Source organism: Rhodobium gokarnense (genome assembly GCF_025961475.1).
Taxonomy (GTDB): domain Bacteria; phylum Pseudomonadota; class Alphaproteobacteria; order Rhizobiales; family Rhodobiaceae; genus Rhodobium; species Rhodobium gokarnense.
On the sequence record NZ_JAOQNS010000011.1, the window covers coordinates 30,395 to 45,039 of the forward strand.

14 protein-coding genes are annotated in these 14,645 nt (G+C 66.8%); 7 read left to right on the forward strand and 7 right to left on the reverse strand.

Annotation, left to right across the window (positions count from 1 at the left end; translation table 11 throughout):
- Positions 1-18: 18 nt before the first annotated feature.
- Together rpsR and rpsF are read right to left on the reverse strand one after the other, a co-directional pair.
- Positions 19-267, reverse strand: coding sequence for a 30S ribosomal protein S18 (gene rpsR / locus M2319_RS17440; protein ID WP_111433072.1), 249 nt, complete (start codon positions 265-267; stop codon positions 19-21).
- A 12-nt stretch (positions 268-279) separates the two neighbouring features.
- On the reverse strand, positions 280-744 hold the full coding sequence (gene rpsF / locus M2319_RS17445) for a 30S ribosomal protein S6 (RefSeq protein ID WP_264602746.1): 465 nt from the start codon (positions 742-744) through the stop codon (positions 280-282).
- Positions 745-1,080: 336 nt separating this feature from the next.
- On the opposite strand from rpsF, the gene fabD reads away from it, so the two are divergent.
- The 7 genes from fabD to gmk all read left to right on the forward strand — a co-directional run bounded on the left by fabD (position 1,081) and on the right by gmk (position 7,561).
- Complete coding sequence (gene fabD, locus M2319_RS17450) at positions 1,081-2,022, forward strand: ACP S-malonyltransferase (RefSeq protein ID WP_264602747.1); 942 nt, start codon at positions 1,081-1,083, stop codon at positions 2,020-2,022.
- A gap of 29 nt (positions 2,023-2,051) precedes the next feature.
- The gene (gene fabG / locus M2319_RS17455) at positions 2,052-2,789 is read left to right on the forward strand and encodes a 3-oxoacyl-[acyl-carrier-protein] reductase (RefSeq protein WP_264602748.1); all 738 of its coding nucleotides are present in this window, start codon (positions 2,052-2,054) and stop codon (positions 2,787-2,789) included.
- Positions 2,790-3,055: 266 nt separating this feature from the next.
- Positions 3,056-3,292, forward strand: coding sequence for an acyl carrier protein (locus tag M2319_RS17460; protein ID WP_264602749.1), 237 nt, complete (start codon positions 3,056-3,058; stop codon positions 3,290-3,292).
- A gap of 55 nt (positions 3,293-3,347) precedes the next feature.
- Positions 3,348-4,610: a beta-ketoacyl-ACP synthase II gene (gene fabF, locus M2319_RS17465; protein ID WP_264602750.1), complete on the forward strand. Its 1,263-nt coding sequence runs from the start codon at positions 3,348-3,350 to the stop codon at positions 4,608-4,610.
- Positions 4,611-4,731: 121 nt separating this feature from the next.
- Complete coding sequence (gene mltG / locus M2319_RS17470; protein WP_264602751.1) at positions 4,732-5,925, forward strand: endolytic transglycosylase MltG; 1,194 nt, start codon at positions 4,732-4,734, stop codon at positions 5,923-5,925.
- 74 nt (positions 5,926-5,999) lie between these two features.
- Positions 6,000-6,887, forward strand: a complete 888-nt coding sequence (locus M2319_RS17475) for a YicC/YloC family endoribonuclease (protein ID WP_264602752.1) — start codon at positions 6,000-6,002, stop codon at positions 6,885-6,887.
- A gap of 23 nt (positions 6,888-6,910) precedes the next feature.
- Positions 6,911-7,561 carry a guanylate kinase gene (gene gmk / locus M2319_RS17480; protein ID WP_264602753.1) on the forward strand — a complete coding sequence of 217 codons (651 nt, stop codon included), beginning with the start codon at positions 6,911-6,913 and terminating at the stop codon, positions 7,559-7,561.
- A 583-nt stretch (positions 7,562-8,144) separates the two neighbouring features.
- On the opposite strand, the gene M2319_RS17485 is transcribed toward gmk, so the two are convergent.
- The 5 genes from M2319_RS17485 to M2319_RS17505 all read right to left on the reverse strand — a co-directional run bounded on the left by M2319_RS17485 (position 8,145) and on the right by M2319_RS17505 (position 14,631).
- Complete coding sequence (locus M2319_RS17485) at positions 8,145-9,197, reverse strand: alcohol dehydrogenase (protein WP_264602754.1); 1,053 nt, start codon at positions 9,195-9,197, stop codon at positions 8,145-8,147.
- A 30-nt stretch (positions 9,198-9,227) separates the two neighbouring features.
- On the reverse strand, positions 9,228-10,097 hold the full coding sequence (gene rsmA, locus M2319_RS17490) for a 16S rRNA (adenine(1518)-N(6)/adenine(1519)-N(6))-dimethyltransferase RsmA (protein WP_264602755.1): 870 nt from the start codon (positions 10,095-10,097) through the stop codon (positions 9,228-9,230).
- Positions 10,097-11,134: a 4-hydroxythreonine-4-phosphate dehydrogenase PdxA gene (pdxA, locus tag M2319_RS17495; RefSeq protein WP_264602756.1), complete on the reverse strand. Its 1,038-nt coding sequence runs from the start codon at positions 11,132-11,134 to the stop codon at positions 10,097-10,099. Before pdxA ends, rsmA begins: the two co-directional genes overlap by 1 nt.
- A 3-nt stretch (positions 11,135-11,137) precedes the next feature.
- Entirely contained in the window at positions 11,138-12,094 is a 957-nt protein-coding gene (locus tag M2319_RS17500; protein ID WP_264602757.1) for a SurA N-terminal domain-containing protein, read from the reverse strand.
- 116 nt (positions 12,095-12,210) lie between these two features.
- Positions 12,211-14,631 carry an LPS-assembly protein LptD gene (locus M2319_RS17505; protein ID WP_264602758.1) on the reverse strand — a complete coding sequence of 807 codons (2,421 nt, stop codon included), beginning with the start codon at positions 14,629-14,631 and terminating at the stop codon, positions 12,211-12,213.
- Positions 14,632-14,645 lie beyond the last annotated feature (14 nt).

A 14,645-nucleotide genomic window follows, 5' to 3' on the forward strand; every position in this document is an offset into this window, starting at 1 on the left:
GATGACCGTCCGTCCTCTTTACTTGATCACGTAGGGCAGAAGCCCGAGGAAGCGGGCCCGCTTGATCGCCTTGGACAGCTCGCGCTGCTTGCGCGCGGAGACCGCGGTGATGCGGCTCGGCACGATCTTGCCGCGCTCAGAGACGTAGCGCTGCAGGAGCTTGATGTCCTTGTAGTCGATCTTCGGCGCATTGGCGCCGGAGAACGGGCAGGTCTTGCGGCGACGGAAGAACGGACGCCGGGTCGGAAGTTGTGCGATGTCAACCATGGTCTGTTCTCCTTACTGCTCGCCGCCGCGCGGGCCGCGATCATCGTCACGGCGCGGTCCGCGATCGTCGTCGCGGCGCGGCCGGTCGCCACGATCGCCTCGGTCCGGACGGTCGCCGCGCTCGGGACGGTCCCGGCGCCGGCGGTCGTCGCGGTCACGCTTCTGCATCATCGCCGAGGGGCCTTCCTCGAACTCTTCAACGCGCACGGTGAGATAGCGCAGGACGTCCTCGTTGAGGCGCATCTGGCGCTCCATCTCGGCGATGGCAGCGTGCGGCGCCTCGATGTTCATCATCGCGTAGTGCGCCTTGCGGTTCTTGTTGATGCGGTAGGCGAGATTGCGGATGCCCCAGTTCTCGACCTTCTTGATGCTGCCGCCATTCTCCTCGATCAGCGTCTTGTACTGGTCGACGAGCTGTTCGGCCTGCTGCCCGGAGATGTCCTGCCGGGCGAGGAACACATGTTCGTAAAGTGGCATGAAGCCGCCTTTCCTTTGCTGCGCAGCCCGGCGCCAAGCCCCTTCGAAGCCTCCAGGAAAGGCTCGATGGTCACCTTCGAGAGCGGGAACACGGGAAGCCGGATCGCTTGATCGATCCTGCCGGCATGACACCGGACCTTCCGTTCAGCCCCCGGCCGAGCGGCTGTTTGAAGCGTGAGCGATATACCCCAATGTTGAGGAAAAGCAAGGCGAAACTGTCGCGGATCGTCGTTTTCGCCGCCGCCGGCCTTGACAGCGCCGGATTGGGCCGTCACTTGACCTGCCAGAATTAACGACAAACAACGACACCGATAAACGGGCAGTCTCAGGAACCCCATGGCAGTTGCATTCACATTTCCCGGCCAGGGCAGCCAGGCCGTCGGCATGGGCAAGGCGCTGGCCGAGGCCTTTCCCGAAGCACGCGCGGTCTTTGAGGAAATCGACGAGGCGCTCGGCGAAAACCTCACCGACATCATGTGGAACGGTCCGGACGACCGGCTGACCCTGACGGCGAACGCCCAGCCGGCGCTGATGGCCGTCAGCCTCGCCGCGATGCGCGCGCTCGAAGCCCGCGGCGTCACCGTCGCCGGCAACGCGTCTTATGTTGCCGGCCATTCGCTCGGCGAATATTCCGCGCTCGCCGCCGCCGGCAGCCTCGGCATCGCCGACACCGCCCGCCTGCTGCGTATCCGCGGCCGGGCCATGCAGGACGCGGTGCCGGTCGGCGAGGGCGCCATGGCGGCCGTCCTCGGCCTCGACCTTGAGGTTCTGAAAGAGGTCGCCGAGCAGGCCTGCCAGGGCGAGGTCTGTTCCGTCGCCAACGACAATGCGCCGGGCCAGGTGGTTATCTCGGGCCGCAAGGCCGCGGTGGAGCGGGCCGCCGACATCGCCAAGGGCAAGGGCGCCAAGCGCGCCATGCTGCTGCCGGTGAGCGCGCCGTTCCATTGCCCGCTGATGGCCCCGGCCGCCGACGTGATGGCCGAGGCGCTCGCCGGCGTGGAGATCGCCGCGCCTGCCGTGCCGCTCGTCGCCAATGTCGTTGCCGGTCCGATCAGCGACCCGGCGGAGATCCGCACCCGGCTCGTCGACCAGGTCACCGGCTCGGTGCGCTGGCGCGAGTCGATCGGCTGGCTCGCCGACAACAGCGTCACCACCCTGGTCGAGATCGGCTCCGGCAAGGTCCTGACCGGCCTTGCCAAGCGCATCGCCAAGGGCGTCGAGGCGATCGCCGTCAACACGCCGGAAGACCTGGAAGCGCTCGCCGAAAAGCTGGCCTGACGCAACTATACTATAAAGAGGACGATCCGATGTTCGATCTGACGGGCAAATATGCATTGGTCACCGGCGCCACCGGTGGCATCGGCGGCGCCACCGCGCGCGCCCTCCATGCCCAGGGCGCGACCGTGGCGATCTCCGGCACCCGCGCCGAGCGGCTCGAGGGGCTCGCCCACGAGCTCGGCGAGCGGGTGCATGTGGTCGCCTGCGACCTTTCCGACCGCGCCGCGGTCGATGCCCTCGTTCCCAAGGCCGAGGACCTGATGGGCCGGCTCGACATCCTCGTCAACAATGCCGGCATCACCCGCGACAACCTTTTCATGCGGATGAAGGACGACGAGTGGGACCAGGTTCTGGAGGTCAACCTGACCGCCAGCTTCCGGCTCACCCGGGCCGCCATCAAGGGTATGATGAAGCGCCGCTACGGCCGCATCGTCGGCATCACCTCCGTCGTCGGCGTCACCGGCAATGCCGGCCAGGGCAACTACGCCGCGACCAAGGCGGGCCTCATCGGCATGTCGAAATCGCTCGCCCAGGAGGTCGCCAGCCGCGGCATTACCGTCAACACGATCGCCCCTGGCTTCATCGAAACGCCGATGACCGATGCGCTGAATGAAAAGCAGCGCGAAGCGATTCTGGGAGGCGTTCCCGCCGGCCGTCTCGGCAGCGGTGCCGACATCGCCTCCGCGGTGGTCTATCTGGCCAGCGACGAAGCCTCTTACGTGACCGGCCAGACACTTCATGTGAATGGCGGTATGGCCATGATTTAAAAGGAAAAACGCCTGCGACGCAAAGCCACTTCCGGAATGCTCCGGGTGGTCTTTCGGCGTCTGGTCAAGCATAGGAAAGTGTGTTACCAACCGCCACGTCAAATGACGGCGTTTTGGTCAGTGAGCGCCGAAAAGCAGCCGATCTGAAGGTCGAAAGCTTCCGGCTCCGATCAACGGATGATCCTCCAGGGAAACCAGGATCGTATTGCGCGCACGGGATTATCCCGTCGACCCAGGAACCGTGAAAGAGACTAGGGACTATTGAAATGAGCGAAATCGCTGAGCGGGTGAAGAAGATTGTCGTCGAGCACCTTGGTGTCGATGCCGAGAAGGTCACTGAGAATGCAAGCTTCATCGACGATCTCGGGGCCGACAGCCTGGATACGGTCGAGCTCGTGATGGCCTTCGAAGAGGAATTCGGCGTCGAAATTCCGGACGATGCCGCCGAGACCATCCTGACCGTCGGCGATGCCGTCAGCTTCCTGGAGAAGAACACCGCCTAAATACGCGGTTTTTCTCTCTCGGAATGGTTGTTGAAACAAGCTGTCGGTAGTTCGTATGAGGCGAGTCGTCGTCACCGGAATCGGAATGGTCACGCCGCTTGGCTGTGGCGTGGATGTCACCTGGGACCGCATTTTGGCCGGCAAGAGCGGCGCCGTGCGGGTCGAGCATTTCGAGGTGTCGGATCTGCCTTGCCAGGTGGCCTGTCTCGTGCCCCGTGGCGACGGATCCGACGGTACGTTCAACCCGGACGACTGGATGGAGCCGAAGGAACAGCGCAAGGTCGATGATTTCATCGTCTATGCGATGGCGGCGGCGGATCAGGCAATCGCGGACTCCGGCTGGTCGCCGAAGGCCTATGAGGACCAGATCCGCACCGGCGTCCTGATCGGCTCCGGCATCGGCGGCCTCAAGGGCATCGAGGACGGCGCCTTCACGGTTCGCGATCGCGGCCCGCGTCGGCTGTCGCCGTTCTTCATTCCCGGCCGGCTGATCAACCTAGCCTCGGGCTACGTCTCCATCCGCCATCAGTTGAAGGGCCCGAACCACGCCGTGGTGACGGCCTGCTCGACGGGCGCGCACGCCATCGGCGATGCGTCCCGGCTGATCGGCCTCGGCGATGCCGAGGTGATGGTGGCGGGCGGCACGGAATCCCCGGTCTGCCGGCTTGCGATGGCGGGCTTTTCGTCCTGCCGGGCGCTGACCACCGGCTTCAACGACCGGCCGCTGGAGGCCTCCCGGCCCTATGACCGGGACCGCGACGGTTTCGTCATGGGCGAGGGCGCCGGCGTCGTCGTGCTTGAGGAATACGAGCACGCCAAGGCACGCGGCGCCAAGATCTACGGCGAGATCATCGGCTACGGCATGTCGGGCGACGCCTACCACATCACGGCGCCGGCCGAGGACGGCGACGGCGCCTATCGCTGCATGAAGGCGGCGATCGAGCGCGCCGGCGTGACGCCGCACGACATCGACTACGTCAACGCCCACGGCACCTCCACGCCGCTCGGTGACGAGATCGAGCTCGGCGCAATCCACCGCCTGGTCGGCGACGCCGCGGACGGCATCACCATGACGTCGACGAAGTCGGCGACCGGCCACCTGCTCGGCGCCGCCGGCGCGGTCGAGGCGATCTTCTCGCTGCTGGCCATGCGCGACAGCGTCGTGCCGCCGACCATCAACCTGGAGAACCCGTCGGTCGAGACCAAGATCGATCTCGTTCCCAAGGTCAAGAAGTCGATGAATGTCGACGTCGCCCTGTCAAATTCCTTCGGTTTCGGCGGCACCAACGCCTCGCTGATCTTCAGGAAGGTCGCGTGAGGGGCGGCGGCGCGACCCGGCATTCGCCCTTTTGCCATATTCGTTCCGGAGTCTTTTTCGCGTGACCGGCTGAACGCCGCGCGGCCGGACAAGGCCGGCGCCAAGGAGGATCCTGCAGGCCATGTCTGACAATCCGGAAACCGGCCATCGCCTCAATCCGCGGAGCCCGCGCGAGGCGATCCAGCCCGAGCCGGCCCCGCCGCCGCCGGGCCGCTCCCGCCACGTCCGCAATCCGGTGGTCATGCTCCTCAACCTGGTGATGACCATCCTCGTCGTCGGCATCGTCATCGGCGGCGCCTTCCTCTACTGGGGCAAGCTGCAGTTCGACGAGCCGGGACCGCTCACCCAGGACAAGACCATCATCGTGCCCCAGGGCGCGACGCTCGATTCCATCACCGGGTCGCTGGAGCGCCAGGGCGTGATCTCCGAAGGCTGGGTGTTCTCCACCGGCGTGCGCATCTACAAGAATGCGGCGAAGCTGAAGGCGGGCGAGTATCTGTTCAAGGCCCGCTCCAGCATGCAGGACGTGATGAACACCATGGTGGAGGGCAAGGCCATCCTCCACGGCGTCACCATTCCCGAAGGCTTCACCAGCGAGCAGGTCGTCGCCCGGCTGAATGCCAACGACATCCTGATCGGCGACCTGACGGCGATCCCGCCGGAGGGCTCGCTCCTGCCGGACACCTACAAGTTCAACCGCGGCACGACGCGCCAGCAGGTCCTCGATCGCATGAAGAATGCACATGATCGGGCGCTCGACGAGATCTGGAACCGGCGCGCGGACGACCTGCCGATCGAGACGCCGGAGGAACTCGTCATCCTCGCCTCGATCGTGGAAAAGGAGACCGGCCGCGCCGACGAGCGCAGCCGGGTCGCCGGCGTCTTCATCAACCGGCTGAAGCGCGGCATGCGCCTGGAATCCGATCCGACGATCCTCTACGGCCTGCATGGCGGCTCGGCCTGGCAGGAATCGCGGACCATCCTGCGCAGCGAACTCAACAAGCCGAACGCCTACAACACCTACCAGATCAACGGCCTGCCGCCGGGTCCGATCGCCAATCCGGGCCGCGCCGCCATGGAGGCCGTCGCCAATCCCTCGCGCACCGACGAGATCTTCTTCGTTGCCGACGGCACCGGCGGCCACCAGTTCTCTTCGACGCTTGAGCAGCACAACCGCAATGTCGCGCGCTGGCGCGAGGTTGAGAAGAAGCGCCGCGAGGAGGCCGAAAAGGCCGCCGCGGAAAAGGCGGCGGAAGACGCGGCGGGCGAGGCAACGGACGGCACCGGAAACGGTGAGGCACCGGCCGCCAACTGACGCGCATCGCGGCGCCCTTGCGATGCGCCGCCGATACCGTCCCAACAGGAGGGCGGCGAAGGCCGCAACACCCCATGGCGCTTGCCAGCATGACCGGGTTTTCCCGGGTCGACGGAACCCATGCCGATGCCCGCTGGACGTGGGAGCTGCGCTCGGTCAACGGCAAGGGCCTCGACGTGCGCCTGCGCGTTCCGCACGGCCGGGAAAGCGTCGATCCCGTGGTTCGGGCGCTGGCGCGTGAGCACCTGACCCGCGGCAACCTCAACGCCACCCTCTCCATCACCCACGACCTGCCACGCACCACCATCCAGCTCAATGAAGAGGTGCTGGACGACGTGCTGGCGATCGCGGCAAAGGTCGCCGAACGCATCGACGCGACGGCGCCGAGCGTCGACGGTCTGCTGGCTCTTCGCGGCGTGCTGGAATTCACCGAAAACGAGGAAACGGACGAGCAGCGGGCGGCGTTCGACGCCGCGCTCGTCGCCGGCTTCGAACGGGCGCTGACCGACCTGGTCGCGGCCCGCGCCGACGAGGGCCGGGCCCTTGCCGAGATCGCCGGGCGCCAGATCGACGAGATCGAGCGGCTGACGGCGGCGGCCGAGGCCTGCCCGGAGCGTAGCGTGGAGGCGATCCGCAAGCGCATCGCCGAACAGATCGCCGTGCTGACCGAGGCCTCCGGAGACCTCGATCCCCAGCGGCTGCACCAGGAGGCGGTGTTCATCGCCAACAAGGCCGACATCCGCGAGGAGCTTGACCGGCTGACGGCCCATGTGGCCGCCGCCCGTTCCCTGCTTGCCGACGGCAAGGTGGTCGGCCGCAAGCTCGACTTCCTCGCCCAGGAATTCAACCGCGAGGTCAACACGCTCTGCTCCAAGTCGAACTCGGTGGAGCTGACCGCCATCGGCCTCGACCTGAAGGCGGTCGTCGACCAGTTGCGCGAGCAGATCCAGAACATCGAATAGGCGACAAGGCGGCGGGGGGAGTCATGGGGACGACGACCAATATCGAACGGCGCGGGGTGATGCTTGTGCTCTCCTCGCCGTCCGGCGCCGGCAAGTCGTCAATCGCCCGCTCGCTGCTGTCGTCGGGCAAGGACGCCGGAGGGCCTGAAGTGACGCTCTCCGTCTCGGTGACCACGCGCCCGCGCCGCGGCAGCGAGGTCGACGGCGTCCACTACCATTTCCTCTCCAAACGCGATTTTGCCGTCATGCGCGATCGTGACGAACTGCTGGAATGGGCAGAGGTCCACGGCAATTTCTACGGCACGCCGCGCGGGCCCGTGGAGGAGGCGCTCGCCGCCGGCCGCGACGTCCTCTTCGACATCGACTGGCAGGGCACCCTGCAGCTCTACGAGAAGGCGCGCGACGACATCGTCAGCATCTTCATCCTGCCGCCCTCCATGGCCGAGCTGAAGTCGCGGCTGGAGCGGCGGGCCGAGGACAGCCCGGAGGTGATCGAACGCCGCCTCGCCAATGCCCGCACCGAGATCGCCCACTGGCAGGAATACGACTACGTCATCGTCAACGACGACCTCGACCGCGCGCTCGCCGACGTCCGCGCCATCCTCGCGGCGGGAAGGCTGAAGCGCGAGCGGCGTCCCGGGTTAGAGGCTTTTGTAAAGACGCTGGTGGAGTAGCGTTTCTGCTCGCTCACGGTGGCGTTGTGGGGTTGCCGTCATTGCGAGCGAGCGAAGCGAGCGTGGCAATCCAGAGCGGCACGCTCCGGGCCAGTGGCTCTGGATCGCCGCGTCGCCTGCGGCTCCTCGCGATGACGCGGAAATTTCTGACGGCATGTCCATTTTTCGTCATTGCGAGCGCAGCGAAGCAATCCAGCATCCGGCGCTTGCATGATGTCGGGAGTCGACGGTTGACGCTCCTCTCCCTGCTACACCCTCGGTCGTCATCCCGGCCTTGAGCCGGGACCCATTGCCTCTTTCCGCACGGTATGTCGGTTATTGGTGGGGAAGGGCAGTAGCCGCGGACGGGCCGCACCCAGGTCGATGCGGGCTACCATGCGGAAAGGGGCAATGGGTCCCGGGTCTGCGCTTCGCTCCGCCCGGGATGACGACGGAGGGGGTGGCGAGCAACGGAGTGAGGCCTCAAGTGCCGCTCTGGATCGCCGCGTCGTCTACCCAGGCTCGCGTCACGCGCCGCTCCCCGTCCTTCGGACCCTCGCGATGATGGACGTTCCTACGCGGCCCCGCTTTCCCGCTCCGGCCTCTATTCCCCGACCGTCAAGACAAGCCGCCCGGACACCTTGCCGGCCCGCAACTCGTCCAGGCACGCATTGGCATCCGACAGCGCGCGCAGCGTCACCGGGATCGCCTCGACATGGCCGCCGCGTACGAGGTCCAGCATGCGCCGCGCCTGGTCGAGAGTGCCGGCGTAGGAGCCGGCGATGGTGATGGCGCGCAAGGGGAACATCGGGATCGGCAGCGAGAACGAGCCGCCGATGAGGCCGGCGACGACCACCGTGCCGCCCTTGAGGACGACGCTCTGGGCGAAGTTGAGCGAGCCTTCCGCGCCGGCAAAGTCCACCGATCCGTAGATCCCGCCGGTCGCCTTGAGAAAAGCCTTGCGGGAATCGGGCGCGGACGGATCGAAGGCGGCCGCGGCGCCGGCCGCCATCGCCGCCTCGCGCTTGGCCGGATCGATGTCGGCCACATAGGGCGCCGTGCCGTAGAGCGCCCTGGCAAAGGAGACGCCCATCATGCCGACGCCGCCGAGGCCGACGATGAGGAGGGGCCCCCGCGCGGCCTCGCGGCCGAGCCGCTCCATGGCGGAAAACGCGGTGAGGCCGGAGCACATATAGGTGCCGGCGATCTCCGGCGGGATGCCGTCGGCCGCAAGCAGGTAGCGCGGATGCGGCACCACCACATGGGTGGCATAGCCGCCGTCGACCTGGATGCCGATCTGCTGCGGGCGGTCGCAGATGTGCTCCTCGCCAGCGCGGCAGGCCGGGCAGTCGTTGCAGCCGATGAAGGGATAGATGACGTAATGGTCGCCGATGGAAACGCCCTCGACCTCAGGGCCGATGGCCGCGACCGATCCCTCGATCTCGTGGCCGAGGGTGAAGGGCAGGGCGCGTCCTCCCTTGACGTCGAGCGTGCGGCCGTTGCCGAGCTCGAAATGGCCCTCGTGCAGGTGCAGGTCGGAGTGGCAGACGCCGCAATGGCGCACGGCAACGACGACTTCCGTGCCCTGCGGCTCCGGCATCGCTGCGCTGGTCTCTTCCAGCGGCTTGCCGTAGTCGATCATGGATTGGCGTTTCATTCCCTCTGAGCCCCGTTGTTTCTTGGACCGTTATGGCGTTGCCGTATTGAGCCCGCCGGCTCCCTCCTTTTCAAGGGCTCTTGCAAGGGCGATGAAGCCGGCAACGGGAATCTCCTCCGCCCGCGCCGTCGGATCGAGGCCGGCCGCGGCGATCAGGCCCGCGGCATCGGCGGCAAGGGACTTGAGGCTGGAGCGCAGCATCTTGCGGCGCTGGCCGAAGGCGGCGGCCGTCACCCGTTCCAGGAGCTTCGGCGACACGTCCTCGGCATCGGACCGCGGGACGAGATGGACCACCGAGGAGACGACCTTCGGCGGCGGGGTGAAGGCGCGCGCCGGGATGTCGAAGAGAAGCCGCGCCTCGGTACGCCAGCCGGCCATGACCGACAGTCGGCCGTAGGTCTTGCTGCCGGGGGCAGCGACGATGCGCTCGGCCACCTCGCGCTGGAACATCAGCGTCGCGGAGCGCCAGAAGGGCGGCCAGGTCTCGGACTGCAGCCAGCCGATGAAGAGCGGGGTCGCGATATTGTAGGGAAGGTTGGCGACGAGGACCGCCGGCCCGTTGAGATGCGCCTTCCAGTCGACCTTGAGGGCGTCCTCGGCGAGCACCTGAAGCCGGTCCGGATAGGCGGCGGAGATCTCGGCAAGCGCCGGCAGGCAGCGCTCGTCGCGCTCCACCGCCAGCACCCGTTTCGCGCCTTCGGCAAGCAGCGCCCGGGTCAGGCCGCCGGGGCCGGGGCCGACCTCGACGGCGGTGACGTCCTCAAGCGGGCCCGCGGCGCGGGCAATCCGGGACGTCAGGTTAAGATCGAGCAGGAAATTCTGGCCGAGCGACTTGCGGGCGCCGAGGTCGTGGGCACGGATGACCTCGCGCAGCGGCGGCAGGTCGTCGATCTGCCCCATCAGGCAGGCGCGCGCGCATCGGCCCGGGCAAGGCGCCCGGCAAGCCTCAGCGACCGCGTCAGGCTGAGCGCCCGCGCCTTACCGGTACCGGCGATGTCAAAGGCGGTGCCGTGGTCCGGCGAGGTGCGCACGAAGGGCAGCCCGAGGGTGACGTTGACGGTCTCGTCGAAGGCGATCGTCTTGACCGGGATCAGCGCCTGGTCGTGGTACATGGCCAGCACCGCATCATAGCCGCGCCTTGCCTCCGGATGGAACAGGGTATCGGCGGAGAGCGGCCCGACGGCGTTGATGCGCTTCCTGACCAGATTGGCGATCGCCGGTGCGATGATGTCCGCTTCTTCCGTCCCGATAGAGCCGGATTCGCCCGCATGGGGGTTGAGGCCGGCGACCGCGATCCTCGGGGCGGCGATGGAAAACCGGCGGATCAGCTCGTTGGCGACCTTCTCGCCGATATCGGTGATCAGCTTCGTCGTCAGCACCTCCGGCACCCTGGCGAGCGGCACATGGACGGTGATCGGCACGGTGCGCAGTTCGGGACCTGCCAGCATCATCACCGGGCTCCACGGCCCGCCATCCCAGATATCGGCGAGGACGCCGAGGAACTCGGTATGGCCGGGATGGATGAAGCCGGCGTCGTAAAGGGTCTTCTTGTGGATCGGATTGGTGACGACGGCGCTGGCAAGGCCTGCCCGGCAATCCTTCACCGCGCGCTCGATCGCCTCGATGACGGCGGGCGCATCGCCCGGATCGGGCGCGCCCGGTTCCGCCTTCACGGCCGCTTCCAGCTGGACAACGGGCAGCGCCTCATTGAACACCATGGCGGCGTCCTCGGGCGTCGTTTCGCGCACCGGCACGTCGAGGCCGAGCCTGTCGGCACGGCGGCGGATGGCGTCGAAGCCGGCCAAAAGGTAAAACGGCGGCACGGCGCGCTGGCGGCGGGCGGCCCAGGCCATCAGCGTGATGTCGAGGCCGACGCCGGCCGGCTCGCCCATGGTCAGGGCAAGCGGCGGCATGGCGGCGTCAAAGGTCGTGGTCATGGCCTATTTTTCGATGATGACGGCGTTGTTGCGCAGTTCGCGGATATATTGCCGGGCAAGGAGGTCGCTTTCCTCGTCCTTCAGCTTGTCCTCGATCAGGCTGCGCTCGGCCGCGTTGCTCTTCAGTTCCTTGCGGTCGCACACGGCGATCATTTCGTAGCCCGAGCCGATCTCCTGCGGCTTGCTGAGCCGGCCGACATCGGTCTCGTTCAGCCGTTCGCGCTGCTCGCCGCGGATCTCGCTTTCCAGCCGGATGCCGATGCGTTTGACGACGATGTCCTTCTTGCCGCGCAGCCCGCCGAGATCGCTGGAGCAGGAGCGGAAGCTCGCCCGCGTGCTGTTGGCGGCGCGGTGCTGCTGGGCCTTGAAGCTGTTGGAGGCGTTCGACGGCACCACATAGATGACCTGATAGAGGTCGTACTGGTAGGTGATCTCGCGCACTTCGTCCGGGTTCTTCTCCTTCAGGGCGCTGATGATCTCCTGCTCGGGGATGTTGACCGTCGAGCGGGCGCGGCCCTGCACGAGCTGGCTCCAGCCGATCTGGGCCTTGAGGCGCGTCTTCAGCGTCTTCGGGGTGATGCCGGACCGGCGCAGCACGGCGGTGAGCTGCTTCGGCGACAGCTTGACGCCGCGGCCGATCGAGGCATAGGCCGCCTCGACGCGCTCGTCTTCGACCTCGTAGCCGCGGCGCTTGGCCTCCTGAAGCTGCAGGGCCTCGTCGATCAGCTCTTCCCTGGCAAGGGCACGTGCGGTGCCGAGGCTCTTGCGGGTGATCAGCCGCAAAAGGCGTGCACGCTGCTCGATCTCGTGGCTGGTGATGACGGTGTCGTTGACGATCACCCGGATCGTCGACTGCGCAGCCGCGCCGATGGGGCCGGCGAAGACGGCGGCGGATGCCAGAACCATTGCGGCGATCGTCACGGTCCCGAGCGAACGGATGCCCGGAAAGCGGGTCGTCATGGGTTCGGTTCCTCCGAAAATGCTCATTCTCGTTCTTGTCCTAGTATGTCTTTTGGGCAGGACAAGGGCGAAAAAGCCCCGGATTCCGGCCCGGCACCGCTGACGCAGCGCTGCGGTCAGTCCAGCGTGTCGGTGCTGACCTGCCCGTCGCCGATGGTCCGCAATCCGAAGCGGAAGAAGATCGTCCGGTCGACGGGATCGCCATCATAGCGGCTGCGGTCCTGGGCATAGGCGAGCGACATAGAAAAGCCCTCGTCGTCATAGGCGATGCCGGCGCCGTCGCTGACCAGGGTCCGGTTGTTCAGATCATAGCGCAGGGCACCGAACAGGCGCCAGTTTTCTGCCACCCGGAGGTTGGTCGCGTTTTGTATTTCCTCGCGGTCGTCGAGGATGCCCGATTCGGGCTGCTGGCGCAGATAGGCATAGGTGACCGTGCTGACCACCGGACCGGCGAAGGCCGTTGCCTGCAGCTCCGTGCGTGCCGGATCGAGGTCGTCCTTGTCGAAGCGGCCGCGGGCGCCGATGAGGAGGCCGCGCGAGGTATCGAGATAGATGCGGCCGACATAGTCCGACTGGTCGCCCTGCAGGCCGGATTCGGCGCCCGTATTGAGGATGTCCGGCGCGGCGTAGGAATTTCGCCCGGCGAGATGGAAGGACTGGCCGGCGAGCATGGAGATGTAGCCGCCGTCCTTGGCGTGGATGTTGTATTCCAGGCCGACATTGGCCCGGGTGCCGCCCTCGGTCCGATCGAAGCCGGAGAACTTGTCGCGGTCGAACAGGGTGGTGTCGTCGAAGACGAGGCTCTGGGCGTCCTCGTTCGGCAGCTTGCCGATGCTCGTCTCATCCGGCCGGCTGACGATCTGGGCCCGCGGGCTGATCACCTGGTTGCCCCAGTCGCTGCTGATCAGGAACGGCCAGCGGTAGTCGAGGCCGACCGCCGGCATGGCGCGGAACACGGCGTCGTCGTTGCTGAACGGCTCGACCGCCGGATTGGTCAGTGCCGTCGCCCTGGTGTGGCGGCGCACATTGTGGTCGGCGTTCGACAGGTTGAACATATCGCCCTGGAAGGCGATGAACGGGGTCACCACGTGGCCCATGGTCGGCTCGATGATCTCGCGCCGCCATTCGGCCTCCACCGTGGTGCGGGTGAAGGTGCCGGAGACGCCGCGGAACCGGGTCAGGCGCCCGCCCGACTTTTTCAGCACCGTATAGGCGTCCGTCGTGTCGCGGGTCAGGCTCGTCAGGTTGGCGCCGAGCTTCAGCTCGCCGCCGGCCACCGGCTTGCCGAAGACGGTCGAATAGTCGAGCACCGGATGGACCACCGGCTGCTTGTCCTGCAGGTCGCGCCAGGGCTGGGAAAAGGCCGCCGGGTTGCGCCAATTCTTGCCGGTGCGCCCGTTGCGGCCGGTGCCTTCCTCCTGGAAGACCTGGAACTTGTAGGTGCTGAGGTCGAAATAGGAGCGCCCGCCGATGCCGCGCAGATAGAGCGAGGAGACCGCCTCGTCGTCGTTCTTGTTCTCCCGGCTGTAGTCCTTGATGAAGCCGCGGTCGGTGACGGCGGTGACGTCCCAGCCCCACTTCCAGCGCGGATTGATGTTGAACTCGCCGAGGGTGCGCACCGAGCCGCGGAAATCGCGGTCGCCGCTGGTGCCGGAAAAGGCGCCGGGGTCGCGCTGGCGGATGCCCGCCGCATTGACGGAGTACATGCCGTTGAGGGTGCGGTGCCGCCATTCGCCCTGGACGAACAGGCCCTGCCGCCACAGCGGCGTGGCGGCAAACGTCACGTCCATGTTGGGCGCGATGACGTAATGATAGGGGATGGTGACGCCGAAGCCGAGTTCGTCGGAATGGACGTAGCTCGGCACCAGGAGGCCGCTCTTTTGCTTCACCGACGGGTCGGGATGCGACAGGAACGGCAGATAGGCGATCGGGGTGCCCCAGAACTCCAGCCGGGCGCCCTCGTAATAGACCATCTTTTCCGACTGCTTGTGGATGATCTTCTTGGCCTTGATCCGCCACAGCGGCGGCTTGCCGTCCTTGCCGACGCATTCCGGATAGGCGGTGTAGATGCCGTCCTCAAAGACGGTCGTCTCGCCCTCGCTTCGCGTCGCCTTTTCGGCGGCAAAGCAGGTGCGCTCGATGGTGCGCACGCGCAGCGAACTGATGAAGCCGTCGCGGAAGCTGTCGTTGAGGTTGATGGTTTCGGCCTCGATGGTGTTGCCGGTCGGCTCCACGAGGCGGGCGCCGCCTTCCGCGATCAGCCGGTTGGTGCGGCGGTCGAGGGTGACGCGGCCGGCTTCCAGCGTGAAGCCGCGATAGTAGATCTGGACGTTGCCGACGGCGCTGACCCGGTCGTTGTCGAAGTCGTAGATCAGCTCGTCGGCCTCCACCAGCATGTCGCTGGCGACCTCCGCATCGGACGGCTTGTCGATGAATTCCTGGATCGTCGAGACCTGGGCAAGGGTGACGGAGACGGGCAGGGCGGCGGCCGAGATCAGGGCCACGGAGGCGAGCAAAAGGGTTCGCAGGCGCGACATACGCCGTCCCACGC

Coding starts and splice junctions, on each gene's coding strand:
- M2319_RS17500 (WP_264602757.1), bottom strand. CDS start 12,094: ATGACGACCCGCTTTCCGGGCATCCGTTCGCTCGGGACCGTGACGATC.
- mltG (WP_264602751.1), top strand. CDS start 4,732: ATGTCTGACAATCCGGAAACCGGCCATCGCCTCAATCCGCGGAGCCCG.
- fabF (WP_264602750.1), top strand. CDS start 3,348: ATGAGGCGAGTCGTCGTCACCGGAATCGGAATGGTCACGCCGCTTGGC.
- M2319_RS17505 (WP_264602758.1), bottom strand. CDS start 14,631: ATGTCGCGCCTGCGAACCCTTTTGCTCGCCTCCGTGGCCCTGATCTCG.
- fabD (WP_264602747.1), top strand. CDS start 1,081: ATGGCAGTTGCATTCACATTTCCCGGCCAGGGCAGCCAGGCCGTCGGC.
- pdxA (WP_264602756.1), bottom strand. CDS start 11,134: ATGACCACGACCTTTGACGCCGCCATGCCGCCGCTTGCCCTGACCATG.
- rpsF (WP_264602746.1), bottom strand. CDS start 744: ATGCCACTTTACGAACATGTGTTCCTCGCCCGGCAGGACATCTCCGGG.
- rsmA (WP_264602755.1), bottom strand. CDS start 10,097: ATGGGGCAGATCGACGACCTGCCGCCGCTGCGCGAGGTCATCCGTGCC.
- fabG (WP_264602748.1), top strand. CDS start 2,052: ATGTTCGATCTGACGGGCAAATATGCATTGGTCACCGGCGCCACCGGT.
- gmk (WP_264602753.1), top strand. CDS start 6,911: ATGGGGACGACGACCAATATCGAACGGCGCGGGGTGATGCTTGTGCTC.
- M2319_RS17460 (WP_264602749.1), top strand. CDS start 3,056: ATGAGCGAAATCGCTGAGCGGGTGAAGAAGATTGTCGTCGAGCACCTT.
- M2319_RS17475 (WP_264602752.1), top strand. CDS start 6,000: ATGGCGCTTGCCAGCATGACCGGGTTTTCCCGGGTCGACGGAACCCAT.
- rpsR (WP_111433072.1), bottom strand. CDS start 267: ATGGTTGACATCGCACAACTTCCGACCCGGCGTCCGTTCTTCCGTCGC.
- M2319_RS17485 (WP_264602754.1), bottom strand. CDS start 9,197: ATGAAACGCCAATCCATGATCGACTACGGCAAGCCGCTGGAAGAGACC.